Genomic DNA, 19,157 nt, shown 5'->3' on the forward strand with positions numbered 1-19,157 from the left:
CTTCCAAGTATACTTACACCGAACACACCACTTCCGTTCCGCCGACATCGACCGGATGAACGTCTAGCTCGCCCTGAATCATCCTTGCTCGGTAGGCCATCGTTCGTAAGCCCATTCCCGTTGCTGGCGGATCGCTCGTCTCGATACCGCGTCCGTCATCAATGATTCGCAAGACGACACGTTGATCCGTGCGTTCTAGAAGAATCCGGACATGCGCGGCATGCGCATGACGGATCGCATTGGTTGTCGCCTCTTGCGCGATCCGGAACAGTTGAGTTGCGGTTTCGTTGTCCCTTAACAAAACCGGCTTGTCACACTGAAATGAACAGTCGATGCCATCGACTTCGCTGAGCTGAATGCACATTTCGGACAGGGCTGACATCAATCCTTCAGCATCGATATCGACAGGATTCATGCCTCGCGACAAAGCACGCACTTGAGCAAGGGTTCGCTGTAACCCGACTTTAATCTTGTTCGCAATCGCCAGTTCCGGTCGCGAGTCGCGTGAAAGCGCGATGACCAACGAGTCGGCGAGCATCGAAAGTCCCGTCAATTCCTGACCCACTCCGTCGTGCAAATCATTTCCAACACGCCGCCGTTCCTCATTGGCAATTTCCAAGACGTGGCGTTCTAGTTTGCGCCGCCCCGTGACATCCTGGCCGGTACACAGCAAACCAATCAGCTGACCGTTTGAGTCAGTTAGCTGTGAGTTATACCACTCGATGTATCGCATTTCTCCGTCTTTGGTGAGGATAGGATTCACGTTTCCATTTGGCAGTTTGCCCGCCAAAGCATTTTCAAACAAGTCTTTAATTACTCGGCAATCAACATCAGGCAAGAATGTTTCGAACCAATCAAGACCCTTGACCTCATCGAAACTATAGCCAGTGATTTTTTGCAAGTACGGATTGAACTCCACGATCCGGCCTTTGCAATCCAGCACTAAAGTCACATATGGACTCGTATTGACGATGTTGTGATTGAATTCGTGTTGGCGTCGTAGTTCTTCGGCAACTTGCTTTCGGTGAGTGATGTCACGCTGGATTGAAACGAAATTTGTTCGTTTGCCGTTTGCGTCAAAAAGCGCTGTGATGAACAGTTCAACATCGTAGGGCGTTCCATCTTTGCGGTAATTCACGAGTTCGACATGGCTGGCCCCATGCGTTTTCAACTCGTAACGAAGTCGTTGCAATGCATCGGATTGGGTTGCTTCACCTTGTAGGATGCGGGGCGATTTGCCAATCAATTCGTTTGGTCCGTAACCGGACATCCGGCAGACTGCTTCATTGACAAAAATGATTACAGGGCCGGGCCATTCCAGGTTGTTGCTTGTAATCATCACGCCTTCACCCAAGTGGGCCATCGCTTCGGACAAAAGTCGCAATCGGTCGATGCTCTGATCCAATTGGCTCGACGTTTCCGAAAGTGAATCGTCCAAGTTGATGTTTAGCTTTCTCAGTGCGTCAAAAGCGATTCTTCGTTCCGATTCGTCCGAAATTGTCGTACGACATTGCTCCAGCTTTCCTTGGTTATTGAAAAAGGCCAAACTTTGCACAAGGAATGAAGTCGGCACGCCTTCTACGGCTTTCATCCGTAGTTCGCACGCCGCTGAGAGAGGCTCTGCGAAAACTGTTCGCCGATGCAGATGCCACGTGTCCTGAGAATCGTTGCTGACAAATTCGCTGAATTTACGTCCTTTCAAGTGTTTTCGCTCGACATCCAACATCGTTGCGGCTGTCAGGTTGGCTTGCTGGATGACACCTTGTCGATCGAGCGTCAGGTAGCCGACCGGCGCAAACTCGTACAGATCGGAATATCGGTCACGGGACTCGGCAAGTTGGAGCTGTGTCTGCCGCAACTGCTCGTTTTGAATCTCCAGTTCCATCTGATGAACTTGAAGTTCATGAAGTAGTTTCGGCATTTCCGCAATCGGCACTTCTGCCGCATCCTTAATGGAGCGTTTAAGTAGCGCCAGGGCACGACGACGGAGGGATTCAGATGGTTCGTTCATGCTCTTCTTCGCCTTGGCCAAAAGTCATGTTTGCTGTTTGCAGTGCCGGTCAATTGACAAGTTGACGATGTTGGTTGGCGGTGGGTTGATCGTTCCGCTTTTCGGCAGTCATTTAGGACCTTCTTGCATTACCAACAACAATCGTCCAGGGAAGGTAACAAGGCTGCTTAGTCGTCTAGCGTTAAGCACAAACTTCCTTTCACCCAGGTCTGCGAAATCTTGTTCGATTTCCAAATCCTTTATGGTCGTATCCTTTGATATGATTTCGTCGAATGATTGCTTCAGCTTAGGCAGGTTCCACGCACCACCTTTGATCTCGTACAGCGACTGGCCAACGACTTCGTTCGATTGCAGTTTGAATGTGTCGTAAAAGAATTGGTTCGCAGAGATTACAGCATATTCTTCGTCCAGCACGACCAGTGGTTCTCTGACTGTGTTGAAGATCGATTCGAAGTACGTCCGCATTTCGCCGGCCGTCTCGGCTGCCTTCAATTCTTGGATATTGACGAACGTCAGCACCAAGCCGTCAATCACATTGTCTGTCGTGCGGTAAGGCATGATTCGCATCAAGTACCAAGTACCGTCGACCGTTTCAACACGCAGTTTCTTGGGCACCAGCGTGTCGAGAACTGCCTTGCAATCGCCGATCAAATCGACGTCTTTCAAATTAGAGTTCAGATCACTAAGCGGTCGCCCCACGTCCGTCGGACGCAAGGAAATGATTTGCGGAGCTTGGACGGTGTAACGACTGATCTGCAAGTCGTCGTTAAGAAAGACCGTGGCGATGTCGGTGCTGTTGAGCAGATTTTGCATGTCATCATTTGCTTGTGACAAATCGTTGACCTTGGACTGCAACTCAACATTGACCGTCGTTAGTTCTTCGTTGAGCGATTGCATCTCTTCCTTCGATGTCTCTAGCTCTTCGTTGGTGCTTTGCATTTCCTCGTTGGTCGACTGCAATTCCTCGTTGGCAGATTTCAGTTCTTCGTTCGACGTTTCCAACTCTTGCAACGTCGCTTGATGCGTCTCACGCAGAAACTGCAGCTCGCGAGTCAGTGCTTCGCTGTCGCCTATTTGACCGAGGACGGATCCATCTATCGTCTCGTCCGCGAATGCGGGCGGGTGAGCGGTTTCAACAGGTTGGAAGGTGATGAAAATCAAACCGCCAATCGACTCGGGACATGTGATTCTTTTGGCAACAAGCCGAACCAAGGTAAAGTCACCATTGGTTTTTACACGCACATTGCTGCGGATGACTTCGTCTTCGGTGGTCGAAGCGAGTCGCATGATCGTTGCCAATTCATGCGGCAATCCTTCGCGTGCCATGTCCAGAACATTTGTCCGTGCGTGGCCTTGCGCCAACTCGAAATAGTCACCCGTGCGGCCATGCACATGCACCAGGTCGCCTTGCTTATTGACGACAACGAACGTCGGGCAAAAGCGATCCAATGCCACGCGCTCCAACAACGCCGCAACCTGAGGCTCTCGAACTTGCGAGACCGCGTTCGAAGCGGTGGGTCCGAGTAAATCCTCAGAGTTCTTTGCGGCGGGCATTGCAGGAATGCGATGAATTGCAGGAGCAGTTTCCTTGCGCCGGTAGACCTTCCACTTCTTATCGACCGTCTCGAACAATTCCAAATAATTTCCGGTCGTCTCGGACGAACCCAGTACCAACAGTCCGCCGGGTTTGAGCGCATAGTGGAAGATTGGCATCAGTTGCTTTTGCAAATCGGCGTCCAAATAGATCAGCAAGTTCCGACATGTGATGATGTCAAGCTTCGTGAACGGTGGGTCCTTGATTAGATTCTGTGGTGCAAAAATCGCCATTTCGCGAACTTCCTTACGAACGGTGTAGTGTCCGTTATCGTCAGTAAAGAAGCGGTCTAAACGTTCAGGCGAAACATCCTCGGTGATACCAGCGGCGAAGCGGCCCATTCTTGCTGTTTCGATCGCGGCACTGTCCAAGTCGGTGCCGAAGATCTGATAGTTCAAACGCAGTTTGAGTTTCTCTGAACACTCGCGCATCACCATCGCTAGCGTGTAGACCTCTTCGCCTGTTGCACAGCCAGGAACCCAGGCACGAATGGTTGTGTCAGAACCAGCGGTTTTCAGTAGCTGAGGCAGCGGTCCGCTGGCCAACGCATCCCATAATTCTGGATCGCGAAAAAAGCTAGTAACGCTGATCAACAGTTCCTTAAACAGCGATTCGATTTCGTGCGTGTTTTGATCCAGAAATTGAACGTAGTCTTCCGGGTTCTCGATCTGATGGACGTTCATCCGTCGCTCGATTCGACGCCTGATCGTATTTGCCTTATATCCGGAAAAATCATGTCCCGTATGCTTGCACAGCAGTTGGAAAATCTTCTCCATCGGCTTTGCTTCGATTTGCACCGGCTGGTCGGTGGACGATGCATCACCGGACAGCCGAGCATCCCTGAGATAAGGTCCCTGTGCATAGGCAACAAGTTGCGGGGGCATGTCGGCCGGCGCCAAAACGTAGTCCGCCAATCCGGTCGATTCGGCGCTGGATGGCATCCCAGCGTACTTGGCTGAATCTACCAGTTGAACCATCGCCATCCCGGACTCAGCTTTGATTGCTTTCAAACCCAGCGTGCCGTCGGTGCCGGTGCCTGAAAGCACAATGCAAATTGCATGTTCTTTTTGATCGGCGGCCAAGGATCGGAAAAAGGAATCAATTGGCAAGCGGACTGATTGCGTGTTGTCTTCAACTCGACGCAGCATCGAGTTGCGGATCGTCAATCGTCCACCAGGTGTTCCGACATAGACATGATTGGGCTGTAGTTCGATTCCATCTGTCGCGGGGACAACCGGCATCTTGGTTTCACGAGCAAGCAACTCTGGCAGCAGACTGGTGTGCGAGGGATGTTGGTGCGTGACCACGACAAAAGCCATGCCGGTATCCGGTGGCAAGTGGTCAAGCAATTCGTCGAGTGCTTCAAGGCCACCGGCGGAAGCGCCGATGCCGACAATCGGAAATCGCCTGGTCGTTGGTTTGTCCTTCGTCAAAGTTGTCGTCCCAAGAAATGTTGCCACACAGATTTGCTGGCAGAAGTTTAACCTTTCCCAAACGTTGCTCCCACCGGGCGCGCGACTTCGCACTGCGCTGTTCTTTTTGGCACTCATCAGGACCGAACGATTCTACGAGTGTAGAGTGAAAAAGCTTTTCCGAAACAAGCAAATCTTCGTGACATGCATTCGCAAAATTGCTGCTTTTTGCGATCGAACGTCATTCGGCGATGCGCTAAAGAACAGATGCTCGATCCGCGAGCACTGGACCGCACTGTTCGGCGAAGAGCCGTCAAGGCAATTTCAGTGCATGTACATGCATCAGGATAAACCTGACATCGAGATTGGGTCGTTCGCGACTGGGCGGCGTCCATCGGCCACGTACATTTCCTAAACACACCTCTGATGAACGCCACTTCGCATCACCTCTTCCTATCGCACCGGAGGCTCCCGATGAATCAAGGCCTAGTTTACTTCAACCAAGACTGTTCCGTTTGCGGTCGTGGCATGCGAGTGCGGATCGAACTGCTTGGTAAAGAAATCGCCTGTGCTCATTGCAGCGCCATCACCGTGGCCTCTGACAATGTGGACCACCCTTGGGCTGGCTCGGACCGGTTCCAAAAGATCGACCGGAAAGAACTACGAGAACTCGCATTTTCGGAGCACAGCCACGACATTCGGCACGTGTCTTGCTCATCAATCGAAACATGAAAGTCGTCATGACTTTGGCAACTCACTATCAATTTTTGGAGACTCACAATGGCGTTTCAATTCACTTGGCCGCGTGAACTCAACCGCTTGCAAAGCGAGATGGACCAATTGTTTGGTCGGGACGGCGGTTCGATTTCTCGTTCGCAAGCGTATCCAGCAATCAACCTGCTGGAAGACGACGACAACTTGTATGTCGAATCTGAAATTCCCGGGATGGAACTGGATCATTTTGAACTGTTTGTCAATGACGAGAATCAATTGACGATTCAAGGAGAACGGAAACAGCCCAACGGGGGAACAACGACGCGGCACCGCGAGGAACGATCGTTCGGCCGATTTTCGCGAATGATCTCGCTGCCGGCACTTGTTGATGGCGATGCAACGACGGCCGAGTATGTCGCTGGGGTGTTGACGATCACGCTGCCGAAGAGACCCGAAGCGAAACCGCGGCGGATTCAAGTTGCGGCTGGCTGAACAAATGAGAGGCTTTCAGTCTTTCAATTCCATTGAACGAACCTTCACTTGATCAAGGATATTTATCATGGCAGAAACCACACTCACCCAAACGGCTCCCGCACAATCCTCGGCCGAGCCGACTCGTCAGGCTCCGTTGTTTCAACCTCGTTTCGATATCACGGAAACCGAAAATGAACTGACGCTCTTCGGCGATTTGCCCGGTGTCGACCAAGGCGACTTGGACATCCGTTACGAGAATGAGCAACTTATCGTTCAGGGTCGGGTAGCGGCTCGCAATGAAGGCTTGCAGGTGTTGCGTCAGGAATACGGCGTTGGTGATTTTCAACGTACCTTCACGATCGGAGAGGCGATCGATGCAGAAGCGATCAACGCTGAAGTACACAATGGCGTCTTGGTGGTGCACTTGCCCAAGGCCGAAGCGGCCAAGCCGAAAAGGATCGCCGTGAAGGCGGTCTAGTCCAATCACGCAGGTCCGTCTCGCAAAGACGGGCAGTTTTGAGCCGACAGCACAGTTGCGGGGGCGCCATGATACCGCACTAAGGAAGTACCCAAAGCTAGCGCCATCACCCTTCGAATCAACCCTTCAAACTTAAGGAATTTTAGTCATGTTTAAAAATCTAATCCCCCGGAAACGTCAAAGCGACTCTGGATTGATGGAAGTCGACCCCAAGAACGAAATGGCACAGTTCCGAGCCAACTTTGATCGCATGCTAAATGATGTGTGGCGTGGCAATTGGGACGACGCCTGGAACAATGGCTGGGGCTGTGACGTGAAAGACGCCGAAGATGAAATCGTCGTCCGTGCAGAAGCCCCTGGGTTTGAGCCCGACGAAATCGACGTCCGTCTCTCAGCCGGTCGCTTGGTCATGCAAGCCGAACACAGGGCAGAGCAACACACGACCGAGAATGGCGATGGCCAATTCAGCAGCTACGGAAAGTTCTATCGTGCGATGAGTGTGCCGGCGGGCATCGAAGCCGACAAGATCGAAGCCCGATATAAGAACGGAGTTCTGGAAGTCCATTTGCCGAAAGGCGAAGAGGCGAAATCAAAACGCATTGCCGTACAGGCGAAGTAGCAGGCCCCGAAAACAGCTCGGTCTGTTGCCCACAAATCAGACCGAGCTCATTCGGGTTTCTTGAACAAATCCAAGAACCGGTCTTCATAGCTCTCGAACAACCCCAGCCTGTCGAGTTCACTCTTGAGCTCAAATGCGAGGCTGCGATCCTGGCCTGCGATCTCAAACAGCGAGTTGATTCGCTGCTCGTCTTCCGGCGAGATCTTCGAAGCCAGTTTCCATTCTTCGCCTGTTGTCTCTTCGCTTGTCGTCTCTTCGCTAGGATCTGGCTCAGGTTCTAAACGCCGGTGCATTTCGGCAACAATCTGTCCCAGCCGATGTTCGGTTTGTTCAGAATGTTGAGCCAGTTCGGCTAGATCCAAATCGATCTTTGCCATACTTAAAAAGACGCGTAGCACCGCTAGCGAAGCTTTCGGATACAGCAATTGCATGAAAATGTGCGGCATTTCGCCCAATAAGCAAAATCCTGGCATCCCCTTTTCCGCTGCCGCTGCTAATAGCACGCCATTGAGTCCGCCGACGTGACCATCGTCGAGGATATGAACATTCAGTGGCACCGCCGCATCGAGTAACGACTGTTGCGTCGCGGCAGCGAATACGCGCGCCTCGCTGCCAGGTTGCATTTCAGTTGCCATCGCTGCGAAGGTGAACAATCGCTCGACACCCTGGTCACGAGCAAAGTCGATCAACCGTTCGCAAAATGCCAGCTTACCAAGTTGAGGCTGCGATTCCCCGATGAAAACGATTACATCGCGACCACCCGGCGGCGCTTTCCAAGCGAACAAGCGGCTACGAGGTCGATGCGGCTTTTGCACCAAGCCGTCTTTGACAACGACGGCGTCAACGTCAAACAGTTCGCCTGCTGTCAGCTCGGCAAATTGGACCATCCCCAGCTTGGACATTAAGTAGTAACCCGCACTTAAGGCAACATGCCCCATACCGGGCCACACGGCGATTAACCAAGGATGATCAAGTTGTGGTGTATCTGTCATTTCGAATCCTCCATGCAGCGAGTGGTGCAAAATCCGCGCCCTTGCGTGTCATCAGCATCGGGCTTGTTTGCGGCAGAATTGCAGTTTGGAACTGCTTACGCCACTTTGGTCCGTAACTTGCATTCGCCTGAGACCCAGTTTTCCATTCGAACACTCGGAGAATTCAATCATGGCTGAAACAATGGTCTATCGAAACGTTCATGGCGTCGAACAGTTTCTCATCATCACCGATGATGAACGCGACAATTCCAAAGCATCAGGGCGCGAGCACAGGGGCGTTGCCGCGTTCGCATCAACGGTCCAGAAAACAAAACAGTGGGTCAACGAACTGATGCAAGAATTGCAATGGGATGACGCGCAAAAGACTTACCACGGTTTGCGCGCGGTGCTGCACGCCCTGCGCGACCGCTTGACCATCCACGAGACCGCCGACTTTGCTGCGCAATTGCCGATGTTGATTCGCGGCATGTTCTACGAAGGATGGCAACCTGATTTTGTGCCCGTCAAAGATCGCACAAAAGAAGCATTCTTGGCGCACGTGTCAAAAGCGTTCTCCGCCGATCAAAACGTGAATGTTGAAGAACTGACCATCGCCGTGTTGAAAATTGTTGCCTCTCATGTCAGCGAGGGAGAGATGAACGATATCGAAGCCATCATTCCTAAGCCGCTTGGTGAGTTGTTTTCGTAGTCGTTTGCCGTTTACCGTCTATCTGCGAATCATGCAAGGAACCCAAACCATGTGGACCAAACCTGCGATCCTATTGATCTGCCTATTGCCCAGCGTCTCGATGAATCTGGTTATCGCCCAGTCCATCCCAGCCGTGCCAACCGAGGACCAAGAATTTGCTCAGCTTGGCGTCGAGGTCACCGACAGTCCGGGTGTTGGCGTCCAAGTGGAGGTTGTTGCCGTCGACGGTCCGGCCGACCAAAGTGGTATTCGGCCCGGTGACTACCTGATGGCGATTAATGGCGAGCCCATCGATCAACCAGACGACCTCATTGCGACCATCCATGCCCAAAATCCTGGGACAGCAGTCAGCGTCAGAGTCTGGCACGACGGCGAAGAGACGGAAATGAAGATTGTTTTGGCAACGTCAGGTAGCACGGTTCAGCGAACCGATCGAGCTTGGTTGGGCGTTACCCTCGAGGTCAACGGGAACGTCGGTGCCAAGATCGGCCAAGTCATTCCCGGCAGCCCTGCGTCCGACGCAAAATTGAAGGAGGGCGATGTGATCGTAGCGATCAACGACACGGAAATTGAATCAGCGAAGGACTTGGTCACTGCGATCGAGTCGCACAAGTCAGGCGATCGCATCACGCTGACGCTGGCGGGTGAAACTGAAAATCCGCGTCAAGTGAAGCTTGGTGCGTTGGCTGTCGCACCACCGATTTTCAGCCATCGCATGCCAATCCCAGAACTGGATGAAATATTCCCCGATTCGTTTGCGCCTCCATCATGGCATCAGGAAATGTCGGACCTGCGTCGTAAGGTGCAAGAGCTGCAAGATGCGATTCGTAAGCAAGGCAAAGGCGATCTGGACTTGGACGAAGAGGACGCTGAGAGTCAGGATCCAACCGAGCATCAGCCCGGCGACGTTTCTGAACTGAACGGCACATCGGCACTCTTTCAATTTGTCGACTACGATCTGCGGCGAGGCGATGCACAGAGTCGTTCCAGTCACGATGGATACCGATATCGCCCCACGTATCGGTATTCGTATCAGTATCGACCGAACTACGGATATCGGTACGGCTACGTACCTCGTGCGATACCGTATTCCAGTTACTACGGACGCTATCCGAATTATCGATCATACTACCGTCCCTACTATCGAGCAGGCGCGCAACTCTACATCGGACCTTTTGGTGTTCAATACTACTATCGGTAATGCGGGATGAAGTTGCATGCTATGCTGCGGGGTGATCCGTTCACCACGGATGCGCAGATTAATTTTGGTGTGTATGATTGAAGGCAAAAGACGATTCGGTTTGCAATAGTTACCGTTTCGCGGCCTCGGGGTATCGATATCATCTGTTTTGGCGATGTCAAGAAAGCGCAAATAAGCGCCAATCGTTGGCAATCTTTTTCCTAGCAGTGACGACTGTCATCTTCTTCTTGTCCGGTTTAATGGCGGCGGTCGACGCCGCCGTTTTGCGTGTGACACGCCGAGAATTCGAAAATTGATGTATCACGGGCGTTGCGGTGCCGAATCTTTACGCGATGTTAAGCTTAGCATTCGTGATGCGGTCGTGGTGAGTGTCATCGCTACGAACACGATCAACGTGCTTGGACCAGTGCTGGTCAGCTATCAAGCGTTCGTGATGTTCTCGTCTGGCGGCGTCGTGATCGCGACGATCGTCTTGGCGTTGGGAACGATTGGATTCTCGGAAATATTTCCCAAAGCGATCGGCAATCACTTCGCCCCTCTCATCGCTCGACTCTTTGCGCCGGCAATTCTTTTCGGCGAGCGCATTTTGTTTCCGTTGGTGAAGCCATTGGTTTGGTTGACCGGTCGATTGACACCCGGTACTCGGCGAATCGGTACCGAACCGCAGATTCAATCACTCGTGCGCATCGGTCACGAAGCAGGGCACATTGAAACTGACGAACATCAAATGATTCACCGTGTGTTCGTGCTCAATGACCGCAGCGCACGCGACATCATGACGCCGATGAAAGACGTTCGAGCAATTGCGGCCCAATGACGCCAGTGCGAAAGACGATCGATGACACATGACCTTCGCCGGTCGACCGCAAGCTCATGATGAATCGCAGCGAGTTTTCACCAATTCCCTTCTGGTCTGGATGCAAAGTGATCGAAGGGTTGAACAACGCCGCCGACGCGAATGCGTACTCCATTGTGAAATACGATCCGATAAGTAGCTTCCGCGAATCATCAACGTTACTTAAACCGGGAACAAGCTCTGCCGCTTCGTTAAAGTGGTCACGCCACACCAAGTTCATATGCCGATGCCGCGATTCGAAGTCGGCCTGCACGCTGGCGAGCATTTCGGCGACCTGAGTATCAGAAAGTTTATTAACGCGGTCGCAAACGCTTCGTACGCGAGTTTCGCCGCCAGGAAAGAATGGGCGAGACACGACCCAAGAGTCGTCTGCGGAAAAGCGTATCGGCAGCCGAGTAACGAGGTCGCAGTCACAGTTCGAATGGCAAGGTTTAGGTTCCATGGTTCGTGGACGTGCAAAACTGGGACCAAATTCAGTTGCGAACACGCAAAATGAACCGCGTTCATAGTTGCGAATTGCAATCCTCGTCCAGGATCACCGACGCATCTCGCCGCACACCTGTGCCGATCAGCGCAGTGGACATTTCGCTTAGTGGCCGCTTTGGCACAAGTCGAAACAACACCTTTGATCACATTTCCGCTGGCTGGCCGTCTTTCGCCATTTCATGGCCGACGGAACGGCACTTGCATTCAATTTGGGGTGATGGAAGTGAGCCATGAAGACTCATTGTGTGCTGAGTTGTAGACCGTATGTCCAACCAAAACGGCACCTTTCGACAAGGTGTTCCGATTGAATAGCCAAGGCCAAGGCCGTGAAAAATCTCTTTGCGTTTATCATCTTCCAAGCTCTGCTGGTGATCTCTATTCCAGGGGCAACCGCGGACGAAGTGTCGTCTTCCAGGGTGGACGTTCGCGTTGTGTGCATGGAGGTATTTGTTCGTGGAGACCGGCCATCCGCAAAGGCGGTACGGCAGTACACGGATGGATTGATGCGGCGTGCACCCGGATTGAATGTGATAGTGCATGACGTCGTCAAACAACGTGACCACCTCGCCCGACTGTACGAACTGAGCAAGAAGGCGGGGCGGGAAAAGCCGAGCGTTCCGGCGTTTCATTGTTGCGATCGGATGTACTTTGGTTTTGAAAGTGCAGCAGCGAGTGGGCCGAGCATTGAGTCGTTATTGACGATGGATGTTTACACTCGATCGACTTGTCCACGATGTGCCGACGCGAAAAAGTATCTGTCAAAGCTCAACCAGGTTTGGCCGGCAATTCGGTTGCAAATTCATGAAGTCGACGCGGATTCAGTGGCGAGACTGCGGTGGGAAGCGTTGTGCCGTGGCGGCGGCAGTGTTCCTGGATTGCCTACATTTGACTTTTCTGGACACGTCATCATTGGATATCAGGGCGACGCGGTCACGGGAGTGCAGATTGAGCGTCTGATCGAGCGCTGTGAATGTCGTTCGGCGACCGATAATTCGCCGAAAAGTACGATGCTGCGATTCGCCGACCTTTCGCTGCAAGCTGAAGCAAACAATCGAGATGGCGACGATTTTGAATTCGAGCTGCCCGAAGAGGCTGGCGACGACGATATCGGGACTGCCACGATCGCATCGGAGTCATTGCAAGAAACCGATCCGCTAGAGAGCATCGACGTCCCTGTCTTTGGCAAGCTAAAAGTCGACGATCTTGGACTGCCGCTATTTACATTTGCGGTGGGGATCGTCGATGGATTCAATCCCTGTGCGATGTGGATCTTGGTCTTTTTGTTGTCAGTGCTCGTTAACATCAAAGACCGTCGCAAAATCATCTTGATCGCGGGTACCTTTGTCGTGGTTAGCGGGTTGGCTTATTACGCATTCATGGCAGCGTGGTTGAATCTATTTCTGCTGATTGGCATCGCTCGACCGGTACAGATCGTCTTAGGCTTAGTGGCGTTGTTTATCGGAGTCGTGAACGTCAAAGACTTCTTTGCATTCAAGCAAGGCATCTCACTGTCGATCCCAGATAGCCAAAAACCCGGTCTTTATCGACGGGTAAGACAAATTGTCGAGGCGAAGTATATCGGTGCCGCCATTGGCGGAGCGATTGTCTTGGCAGTCGTCGTCAATACGGTCGAACTGCTTTGCACAGCGGGATTGCCCGCGCTGTATACACAGGTGCTGACGTTGCAGGAGTTGCCGGCTTGGCAAAACTATGCCTACCTCGCGTTGTACATCGCTGCCTACATGCTCGACGATACCATTTTGTTGACAATCGTTGTCGCGACGCTATCGCATCGTAAACTGCAAGAACGAGAAGGACGATGGCTCAAATTGATCAGCGGGATTGTAATACTGTTGCTTGGCATCGCCATGATTTTCTTCCCATCCTGGCTGACATGGGGACACTGACGCGAAAGCCGCCGCCGAGTGTTGGTTTCGGCGCGGCATGATCAGCGGACTAAATTTTTGCGTCTACGGAGCCATGATCACCTCATCGACACTTCGCCGGGGCGTGGGTTTGACTTCACTACCGTAGCCCAAACGAAGCAGGAGTTGAGGATACCCGTTGACTCCGATCGACTTGGCAAGCTTGGTACGCAGGCTGGGAACTTCGATCGGTTGGTTCAGGTACGACGCATCGATCGAACAGGAAGCGGCACGCAAAGTGATCTTTGCGAGTGCTTGCCCGCAATCGACCCAGTCGGCAGGAGTGTCTGCCTCGGATCCGATCACGGCAAGCAAGGGTGATCCTTCGGCAAGTTGCCGATCCTTGGCGGCCTGTCCATTGCCCCAATCGAACGTGCGAACGGCGAGCCAACCAAAGTGCGACGCCAGGTCACTAATTCCTTGCGAGTAACCCGGTATCCCATCACGCCGCGAACTGCTGTTGGAATGAACCCATTTCGCCAGTTCACGACAGAATTGTTTGTCGCTCGCTTGTATTTTATCGCCTTGGGAAACCAAGTCGGCAACTGCGTGCTTTTCACGATCCGAATGAATCAAATGAATCCAAACTCGTTCCGACTTGGCATCATCAATCCATTCCGCTTGCCGATCGGAATCGATCGCTTGCTTGCTGAACGGAAACCGATTGGTTCGGCGCTTGGGAATCGCATCAAACAGGACTCGTTCGTCATCGCTTGGGTTGTGCGGACCTGCTACCAACACACGAGCGATCAGGTCCTCGTCATCATTCGCTGGAAGCACCCGAACCAAGGTGGCGAGCGAATCATTGTTCATCGCAAGCCTGAGATGATACAGTGCCGCACCGCAACTGATCGTCAGTTCACGATTGTGCGGATCAACAACAGGGCACGCGCGCGTAAGATCGGCGAACAACTCGACTTGGCCGGGCTTCAAACGGAACGCCCATGGCTGTGTGTTGTGGCTCGACGGAGCCATAACGGCGTACCGTATAGCGTCGTGAAGTCGGTGATTGAGCGAATCAGTCAATTTTGGATCGGTCGCAGTGTCCATGGAATCGTCGCCTAAAAAGTAGAGTCGATCTGCTGCGAGATGACACGTCACAGCACTTGCAATGAACAATTGCAAGGTTTGTGCCAACGATTGCCTGCGAACAGGATTGCGATCAACACTTCGGCTCGACGTTGCATTTTCTTATCATGCATCGACGCCACACGTTTCAAGCGTGACTTACAATCGAGCTTGAAGATCGTGAAACTCGTTTCGCAGCTTCTGCAGATTTTCGGCGTAGTCTTCCGCGTCACCAAATTCGCAGAACAGGCAGGTCCGACTGTGGCACCCCTTGGCTCGGCGAGCGTGCTTGATCGGGCACCAATACTGTTCGGTTCGGGCAGCGATCTCGCGGGAAAACGCTAGTACGCCGTTACAGTAACCACAGTAGACGCAGTTTAGTTTCTCGATCACATTCAAGTAGGCCAATGCATGACGGTCGACAACGACGTAATCCTGTCGCTTCACTTTTTGAATTTTGTAGATCGGAAAACAGACAGTCTGGTACACCGTGACAAATAGATCCAGCACTGAAATGGGAAGGATCAATGCATAGATAAACGGCGCAGTAGCGATCGTCAAAAATGACGACTCAAAAATCGTGCGCCAGGCACGCTTCATCAATGCTCTGTGCCGCGATCGCACATCGATATCAAACACCGCGCGCCCATGCTCGATCTCGTATGTCAGCGTTTTCTTTGTTTGCTGAACTTTCTCGGCGACGATTCTCTCGAGCTCCTGGATTTCGTCGAGCAATGGACCGAGGCGATTGGACATGTCGGGTGCTCTTTGCTGACGGAACTCGGTTTGAGTTTGGTTAACCTAGCAAATGGAGTCGCAGAACCTATACGAGTACCGTCAATAACCGCGGCAAGACTAGAAATTCTGCCAATTCAGCCGGAAATAGCAATCCAAGGACGTCGACGGTAGCGTATGAAAAGTTTTCGAATCCGAACGGCACACTCGCAGGGGATCGTCACGGCTGAATAGACGGCTTGCATCATAGATGCGCAGCGACCTGTACCAGATCGGGGACATCCACGACGTGGCTGAGTTCGGATTGCGTCAGCGGTTGATGCGTTGCGAGTTGATGTTCAAGTACTCGCAAGTCGGCGTCCGAAGCATCTTGGTTCTGAGACATTCGGTCGGCAACGCGCTGTCGCAACGTTTGTTCATCGCTGTGACAATCAAGAATCGCAAAGGGGACACCTTCGCTTGTGGCCAATTCGTGAAACCGCTCACGGTCACGTTGTCTTAAAAAGGTCGCATCGATGATTACGCTGTAGCCCGCTCGTAGGATTTGGCTTGCTCGATCTTCTAGATAAGCATAAGTCTTTTCACTGGACGCTTCGCTGTACAGCTCCGTCTTTTGTTCACTTGATGGTCGGTCGGTCGCAAGCAAACCGAAGATTCGTTTGCGTTCTGTATCACTACGTAGTCGGACGGCATCATGTCGTTGAACGACCAGCTCGCTGAGAGTCGTCTTTCCGCTGCCGCTAACGCCGTGAGTGATCCACAACTGTGCTCTTTCTTCCGCAGTGAATTGATGCGCCAATTGGACGTGCTTGCGAGCGTCTCGCATCGCGGATTCACGGTCACTAGGTTTTAAATGGCTCTGGTCGGTGCGGATCGTTGCCACTAACGCACGTACTAACGAACGGTAAATCAGAAACGGGCGAATCAGGTCGAGTGAATCATAGTCGCCCGTACCTTCTAGGTAATGATTCATGAATGTTCGCGACAAATCCAAATGCCCGCAAAAAGCTAGATCCATCTGCAGAAACGCAGCGTCAGCTAGGATGTCGATCCAGCGAAGCTCTTCGTTAAACTCGACACCGTCAAACGGAACCAAACGATCGCCCCAATGGACAACGTTCCCAAGATGTAAGTCACCATGGCATTCACGGACGAATCCGTCGTCCAAACGTTTTGCAAGCGTTGCGAAGTTCTGTTTCAACCAGTCATCTGTCCAACGATGGATAGCTTTCAACGTAGCGACGGTCTCGCGATCAAGTTTGGATTGCAGCGAGAGAACGATCTGATGAAGGTTCTTGACAAAAAAGTCGGGCCAAGTGTTCCGATCCGTGGTGTCAGAAATCGCAGCGACTTTATGAAAGCTGGCGATGTTGTCGGCGAGTTGATGGACTTCTGCAGTGGTCAGTTTTCCGTTCTTGATTTGTTCGCTAAGCAACGAACCTTGCTTGAATCGTCGCATCTTGACCGCGTACTCGACGCGTTCTCCAGAACCATCGACCTGAATGTGACCTTCGTGCAAACAGATTGGTACGACACCCAAATACAAATCGTTTTCATATCTGCCATCCAACCGGACTTCTTCATGACAGAAGTGACGTCGGAGTTCTAGCGTGCTGTAGTCGAGGAAGTTCGTCTTGATTGACTTCTTAATCTTGTAGGCGAATTCGCCAGCCAAGAACACGATTGAAATATGAGTTTCTTGAACTTCAATGATCCCTTCGACCGGGTGCGGGTAAGCGCCGGGTTTTGACAAGCCTTCGACAAGCGTTTCCGTCCTGATCGCCTTTTCAGTTGGGGCAGACATGGAAGGCTCCGATGAAATGGGATGAAAGAATGACAAACGCAAAGCAAATTTAGCAGGTGACTGCTAACCAATCGCGACAAACTCGATCGCTCACAGCAAAGGCAACGGCTCGTCATCTTCGACTAAAACGACACTCGCCATTTGCACCGGAGAAACGAACCCGTCGGGCTTGAGTGCCAATAGCGAACACGTCACGTCCGGAATGACGGTCTCTGCAGTGTTGCCGATCAGGAACCCTGCAACGCCCGTTCGGCAGACGGTACCCATCACTAACAAGTCGGCCTCAATTTCATCGGCAACGCTGCGGATCACCGACGCCGCTGATCCGTGACGCAAATGCAGTTGAATGTCGTCGGCTTGTGAAAAGGGTGCCTGCAGCAACTCGTCGAGCGCTTTACGAACCTTCGCTTCGTGGTCTTTGCGAATAGAATCGACCTCGGCGTTTCCCGCATGTCGCCGCATCGATTCTTCCATCCACAATTGCCACGCGGCGACGATATGCAGTTTCGCGTTGTCTCGTTGGGCGATCGAGTAAGCGAGTTCCAAAATTTTCCGGTTCAGATCACCATGATTCTTATCGTCTGATTCAACGTCGATGGCTGCCAAGACTCGGTCAAACTGACCGTGAATTTGCGGCTTCAACAACCAAACGGGACAGGGACAAAGCCGTAGCAGTGACTTCGCCACACTGCCAAACAGTCGGCCCGCCGGTGAGAATCCATCAGCCGTTTTGACTAGAAGGTCGTGCCCGTCGCGGATCACTTGCCGAGCGATTTCCGTCGCCGGATCACCGATGGCGACCGCCACGTCGAGCTGTAATCCTGTGTCGGAAACGTCACTGGCTAAGTCTAGCAGACGCCTCCGTCGGTCAGCCGCGACAAGCTTTTCGAGTTCTTCTGGCTTAGCGACATCCGTCATCATGCCGAGCGATTTGGGGATGGGCTTGACGACGTCCATCAACGTTAGCGAAGCCTTGTTTTCAAGAGCCAACTGAGCGGCACGCGTGACCGCGACTTCCGGTTGGTCGGTTCCGGCGTACACCAGAATGTGTCTAAATCGTTGCATTTTTATCCTCGCTTTGACTGGTTGATTGACTCGCGTTGTGCGATTACGAGTCGGAACTTGCCGATTCACTCGCTGTTATTTCGTGCTTGTCGTGAAAGCCGTGGATCATCCGGTTGCGGGTAATCCAGACGCTGCAGGGCGCGTGCCGGAGGACAAACCGAGTCATGCTGCCCATCAGTATTCGGCTTAACCGGGTACGCGGAGTTTCGCCGACTACCATCAAGTCAATGTCGTTGACCTCAGCGAACTTCACCAATCCTTCGCCGACATGATCATTCTTGATGACACGTCCGGTGGATCTTTCCGCACACTGTAAAAGTTGTTCGGCTGCTAGGTCTGCGGCTTCAGCCCGACGCTGTTCCTCGCGTTCGTTGTACAAAGGATTCACGGTAACCACTTGGACGTCCGTTTGGGCGCCCCACTGAAATTCTGCAAACTCTTCCACCGCTGCTTGAGCCGGTCCGCTTGGTTCGTAGCCGATGGCGACACGCAATGGATGCTTTCCGCGAAGCCCGCCGGTTGAACGGACCACCAATACACTGCAGGGGGCGTGAGTTGCCACGTAGTCACTAGTGCTGCCCAACAACATGCGAGTCACCGCGGAATGCCCGGTTGCCCCAATGACCACCATCTCGGCATGAATCTCTTTTGAAATCGAGACGATCGTCTCGGCCGGACGACCTTTACGAATAATGGACTTCAGACGAACGTCAGCGCCGGTGAAGATCGCTTCTATCGCTGCGTATGTCTCCTTCGCTGTTGTTCGCTCTTGTTCAAGACAAGTCGCGATCCAATCGCCAACCAGATTGGATTTATCTTGGCCGGGCACAAACAGAACTGAGACTACCGTCAATTCGATCGTTTCATCGTGCGGCAGGTGCGCGAGGAACTTAGCACCGTTCAAGGATGAATCGGAACCGTCGGTGGCAAGTAAGATTCTTCTCATGATCGTTTCCTTTTGGTGAACTCAACTGCATAATTGACGACGAACTTCACGGTGAACGCAAAACGGGTGCAACCTCAGGGCTAACAAAG

Annotated in this window: 17 protein-coding genes; 8 read left to right on the top strand and 9 right to left on the bottom strand. The window is 52.5% G+C overall.

Translation table 11 applies throughout. From position 1 onward, the window contains the following. Window positions 1-13: 13 nt before the first annotated feature. Window positions 14-2,011 carry a sensor histidine kinase gene (locus Poly59_RS26705; RefSeq protein WP_146537162.1) on the bottom strand — a complete coding sequence of 666 codons (1,998 nt, stop codon included), beginning with the start codon at window positions 2,009-2,011 and terminating at the stop codon, window positions 14-16. Window positions 2,012-2,119: 108 nt separating this feature from the next. After that, a complete protein-coding gene (locus tag Poly59_RS26710; RefSeq protein ID WP_186776542.1) occupies window positions 2,120-5,038 on the bottom strand; it encodes a chemotaxis protein CheB in 2,919 nt (972 codons plus the stop codon). Window positions 5,039-5,491: 453 nt separating this feature from the next. Between Poly59_RS26710 and Poly59_RS26715 the strand changes: the two genes are divergently transcribed. From Poly59_RS26715 to Poly59_RS26730, 4 genes are all read left to right on the top strand, one after another. After that, window positions 5,492-5,749, top strand: coding sequence for a hypothetical protein (locus Poly59_RS26715; protein WP_146537164.1), 258 nt, complete (start codon window positions 5,492-5,494; stop codon window positions 5,747-5,749). Between the two features lie 48 nt (window positions 5,750-5,797). Next, the gene (locus Poly59_RS26720) at window positions 5,798-6,223 is read left to right on the top strand and encodes an Hsp20/alpha crystallin family protein (RefSeq protein WP_146537165.1); all 426 of its coding nucleotides are present in this window, start codon (window positions 5,798-5,800) and stop codon (window positions 6,221-6,223) included. Window positions 6,224-6,290: 67 nt separating this feature from the next. Further along, a complete protein-coding gene (locus Poly59_RS26725) occupies window positions 6,291-6,683 on the top strand; it encodes an Hsp20/alpha crystallin family protein (RefSeq protein WP_146537166.1) in 393 nt (130 codons plus the stop codon). Window positions 6,684-6,831: 148 nt separating this feature from the next. Next, window positions 6,832-7,302, top strand: coding sequence for an Hsp20/alpha crystallin family protein (locus Poly59_RS26730; RefSeq protein WP_146537167.1), 471 nt, complete (start codon window positions 6,832-6,834; stop codon window positions 7,300-7,302). Between the two features lie 47 nt (window positions 7,303-7,349). Here Poly59_RS26730 and Poly59_RS26735 read toward each other — a convergent pair whose 3' ends face one another. Beyond that, window positions 7,350-8,294 (bottom strand): PAC2 family protein, encoded by a 945-nt coding sequence (locus Poly59_RS26735; RefSeq protein WP_146537168.1) that lies wholly within the window; start codon window positions 8,292-8,294, stop codon window positions 7,350-7,352. Between the two features lie 169 nt (window positions 8,295-8,463). On the opposite strand from Poly59_RS26735, the gene Poly59_RS26740 reads away from it, so the two are divergent. The 3 genes from Poly59_RS26740 to Poly59_RS26750 all read left to right on the top strand — a co-directional run bounded on the left by Poly59_RS26740 (window position 8,464) and on the right by Poly59_RS26750 (window position 11,000). Further along, window positions 8,464-8,982 carry a DUF2267 domain-containing protein gene (locus Poly59_RS26740; protein WP_222436176.1) on the top strand — a complete coding sequence of 173 codons (519 nt, stop codon included), beginning with the start codon at window positions 8,464-8,466 and terminating at the stop codon, window positions 8,980-8,982. A gap of 49 nt (window positions 8,983-9,031) precedes the next feature. After that, window positions 9,032-10,183 carry a PDZ domain-containing protein gene (locus Poly59_RS26745; protein WP_186776543.1) on the top strand — a complete coding sequence of 384 codons (1,152 nt, stop codon included), beginning with the start codon at window positions 9,032-9,034 and terminating at the stop codon, window positions 10,181-10,183. A gap of 181 nt (window positions 10,184-10,364) precedes the next feature. Further along, window positions 10,365-11,000 (top strand): DUF21 domain-containing protein, encoded by a 636-nt coding sequence (locus Poly59_RS26750; protein WP_261343572.1) that lies wholly within the window; start codon window positions 10,365-10,367, stop codon window positions 10,998-11,000. On the opposite strand, the gene Poly59_RS26755 is transcribed toward Poly59_RS26750, so the two are convergent. Further along, on the bottom strand, window positions 10,957-11,481 hold the full coding sequence (locus Poly59_RS26755) for a hypothetical protein (protein ID WP_222436177.1): 525 nt from the start codon (window positions 11,479-11,481) through the stop codon (window positions 10,957-10,959). The two genes, Poly59_RS26750 and Poly59_RS26755, sit on opposite strands and share 44 nt — an antisense overlap. Window positions 11,482-11,851: 370 nt before the next feature. Between Poly59_RS26755 and Poly59_RS26760 the strand changes: the two genes are divergently transcribed. After that, entirely contained in the window at window positions 11,852-13,432 is a 1,581-nt protein-coding gene (locus Poly59_RS26760; RefSeq protein WP_246151957.1) for a thioredoxin/cytochrome c biogenesis CcdA family protein, read from the top strand. Between the two features lie 63 nt (window positions 13,433-13,495). Here the strand turns inward: Poly59_RS26760 and Poly59_RS26765 are convergent, their stop codons facing one another. The 5 genes from Poly59_RS26765 to Poly59_RS26785 form a co-directional block, all read right to left on the bottom strand. After that, the gene (locus Poly59_RS26765; protein ID WP_146537550.1) at window positions 13,496-14,500 is read right to left on the bottom strand and encodes an Acg family FMN-binding oxidoreductase; all 1,005 of its coding nucleotides are present in this window, start codon (window positions 14,498-14,500) and stop codon (window positions 13,496-13,498) included. A gap of 177 nt (window positions 14,501-14,677) precedes the next feature. Then, the gene (locus tag Poly59_RS26770; RefSeq protein WP_146537172.1) at window positions 14,678-15,274 is read right to left on the bottom strand and encodes a hypothetical protein; all 597 of its coding nucleotides are present in this window, start codon (window positions 15,272-15,274) and stop codon (window positions 14,678-14,680) included. A 223-nt stretch (window positions 15,275-15,497) separates the two neighbouring features. Further along, window positions 15,498-17,057, bottom strand: a complete 1,560-nt coding sequence (locus Poly59_RS26775; protein ID WP_146537173.1) for a bifunctional aminoglycoside phosphotransferase/ATP-binding protein — start codon at window positions 17,055-17,057, stop codon at window positions 15,498-15,500. A 90-nt stretch (window positions 17,058-17,147) separates the two neighbouring features. Further along, window positions 17,148-18,122, bottom strand: a complete 975-nt coding sequence (locus tag Poly59_RS26780) for a universal stress protein (protein ID WP_146537174.1) — start codon at window positions 18,120-18,122, stop codon at window positions 17,148-17,150. A gap of 43 nt (window positions 18,123-18,165) precedes the next feature. Further along, window positions 18,166-19,068, bottom strand: a complete 903-nt coding sequence (locus Poly59_RS26785) for a universal stress protein (protein ID WP_146537175.1) — start codon at window positions 19,066-19,068, stop codon at window positions 18,166-18,168. Window positions 19,069-19,157: the final 89 nt, after the last annotated feature.

This window comes from Rubripirellula reticaptiva (assembly GCF_007860175.1).
Lineage (GTDB): Bacteria > Planctomycetota > Planctomycetia > Pirellulales > Pirellulaceae > Rubripirellula > Rubripirellula reticaptiva.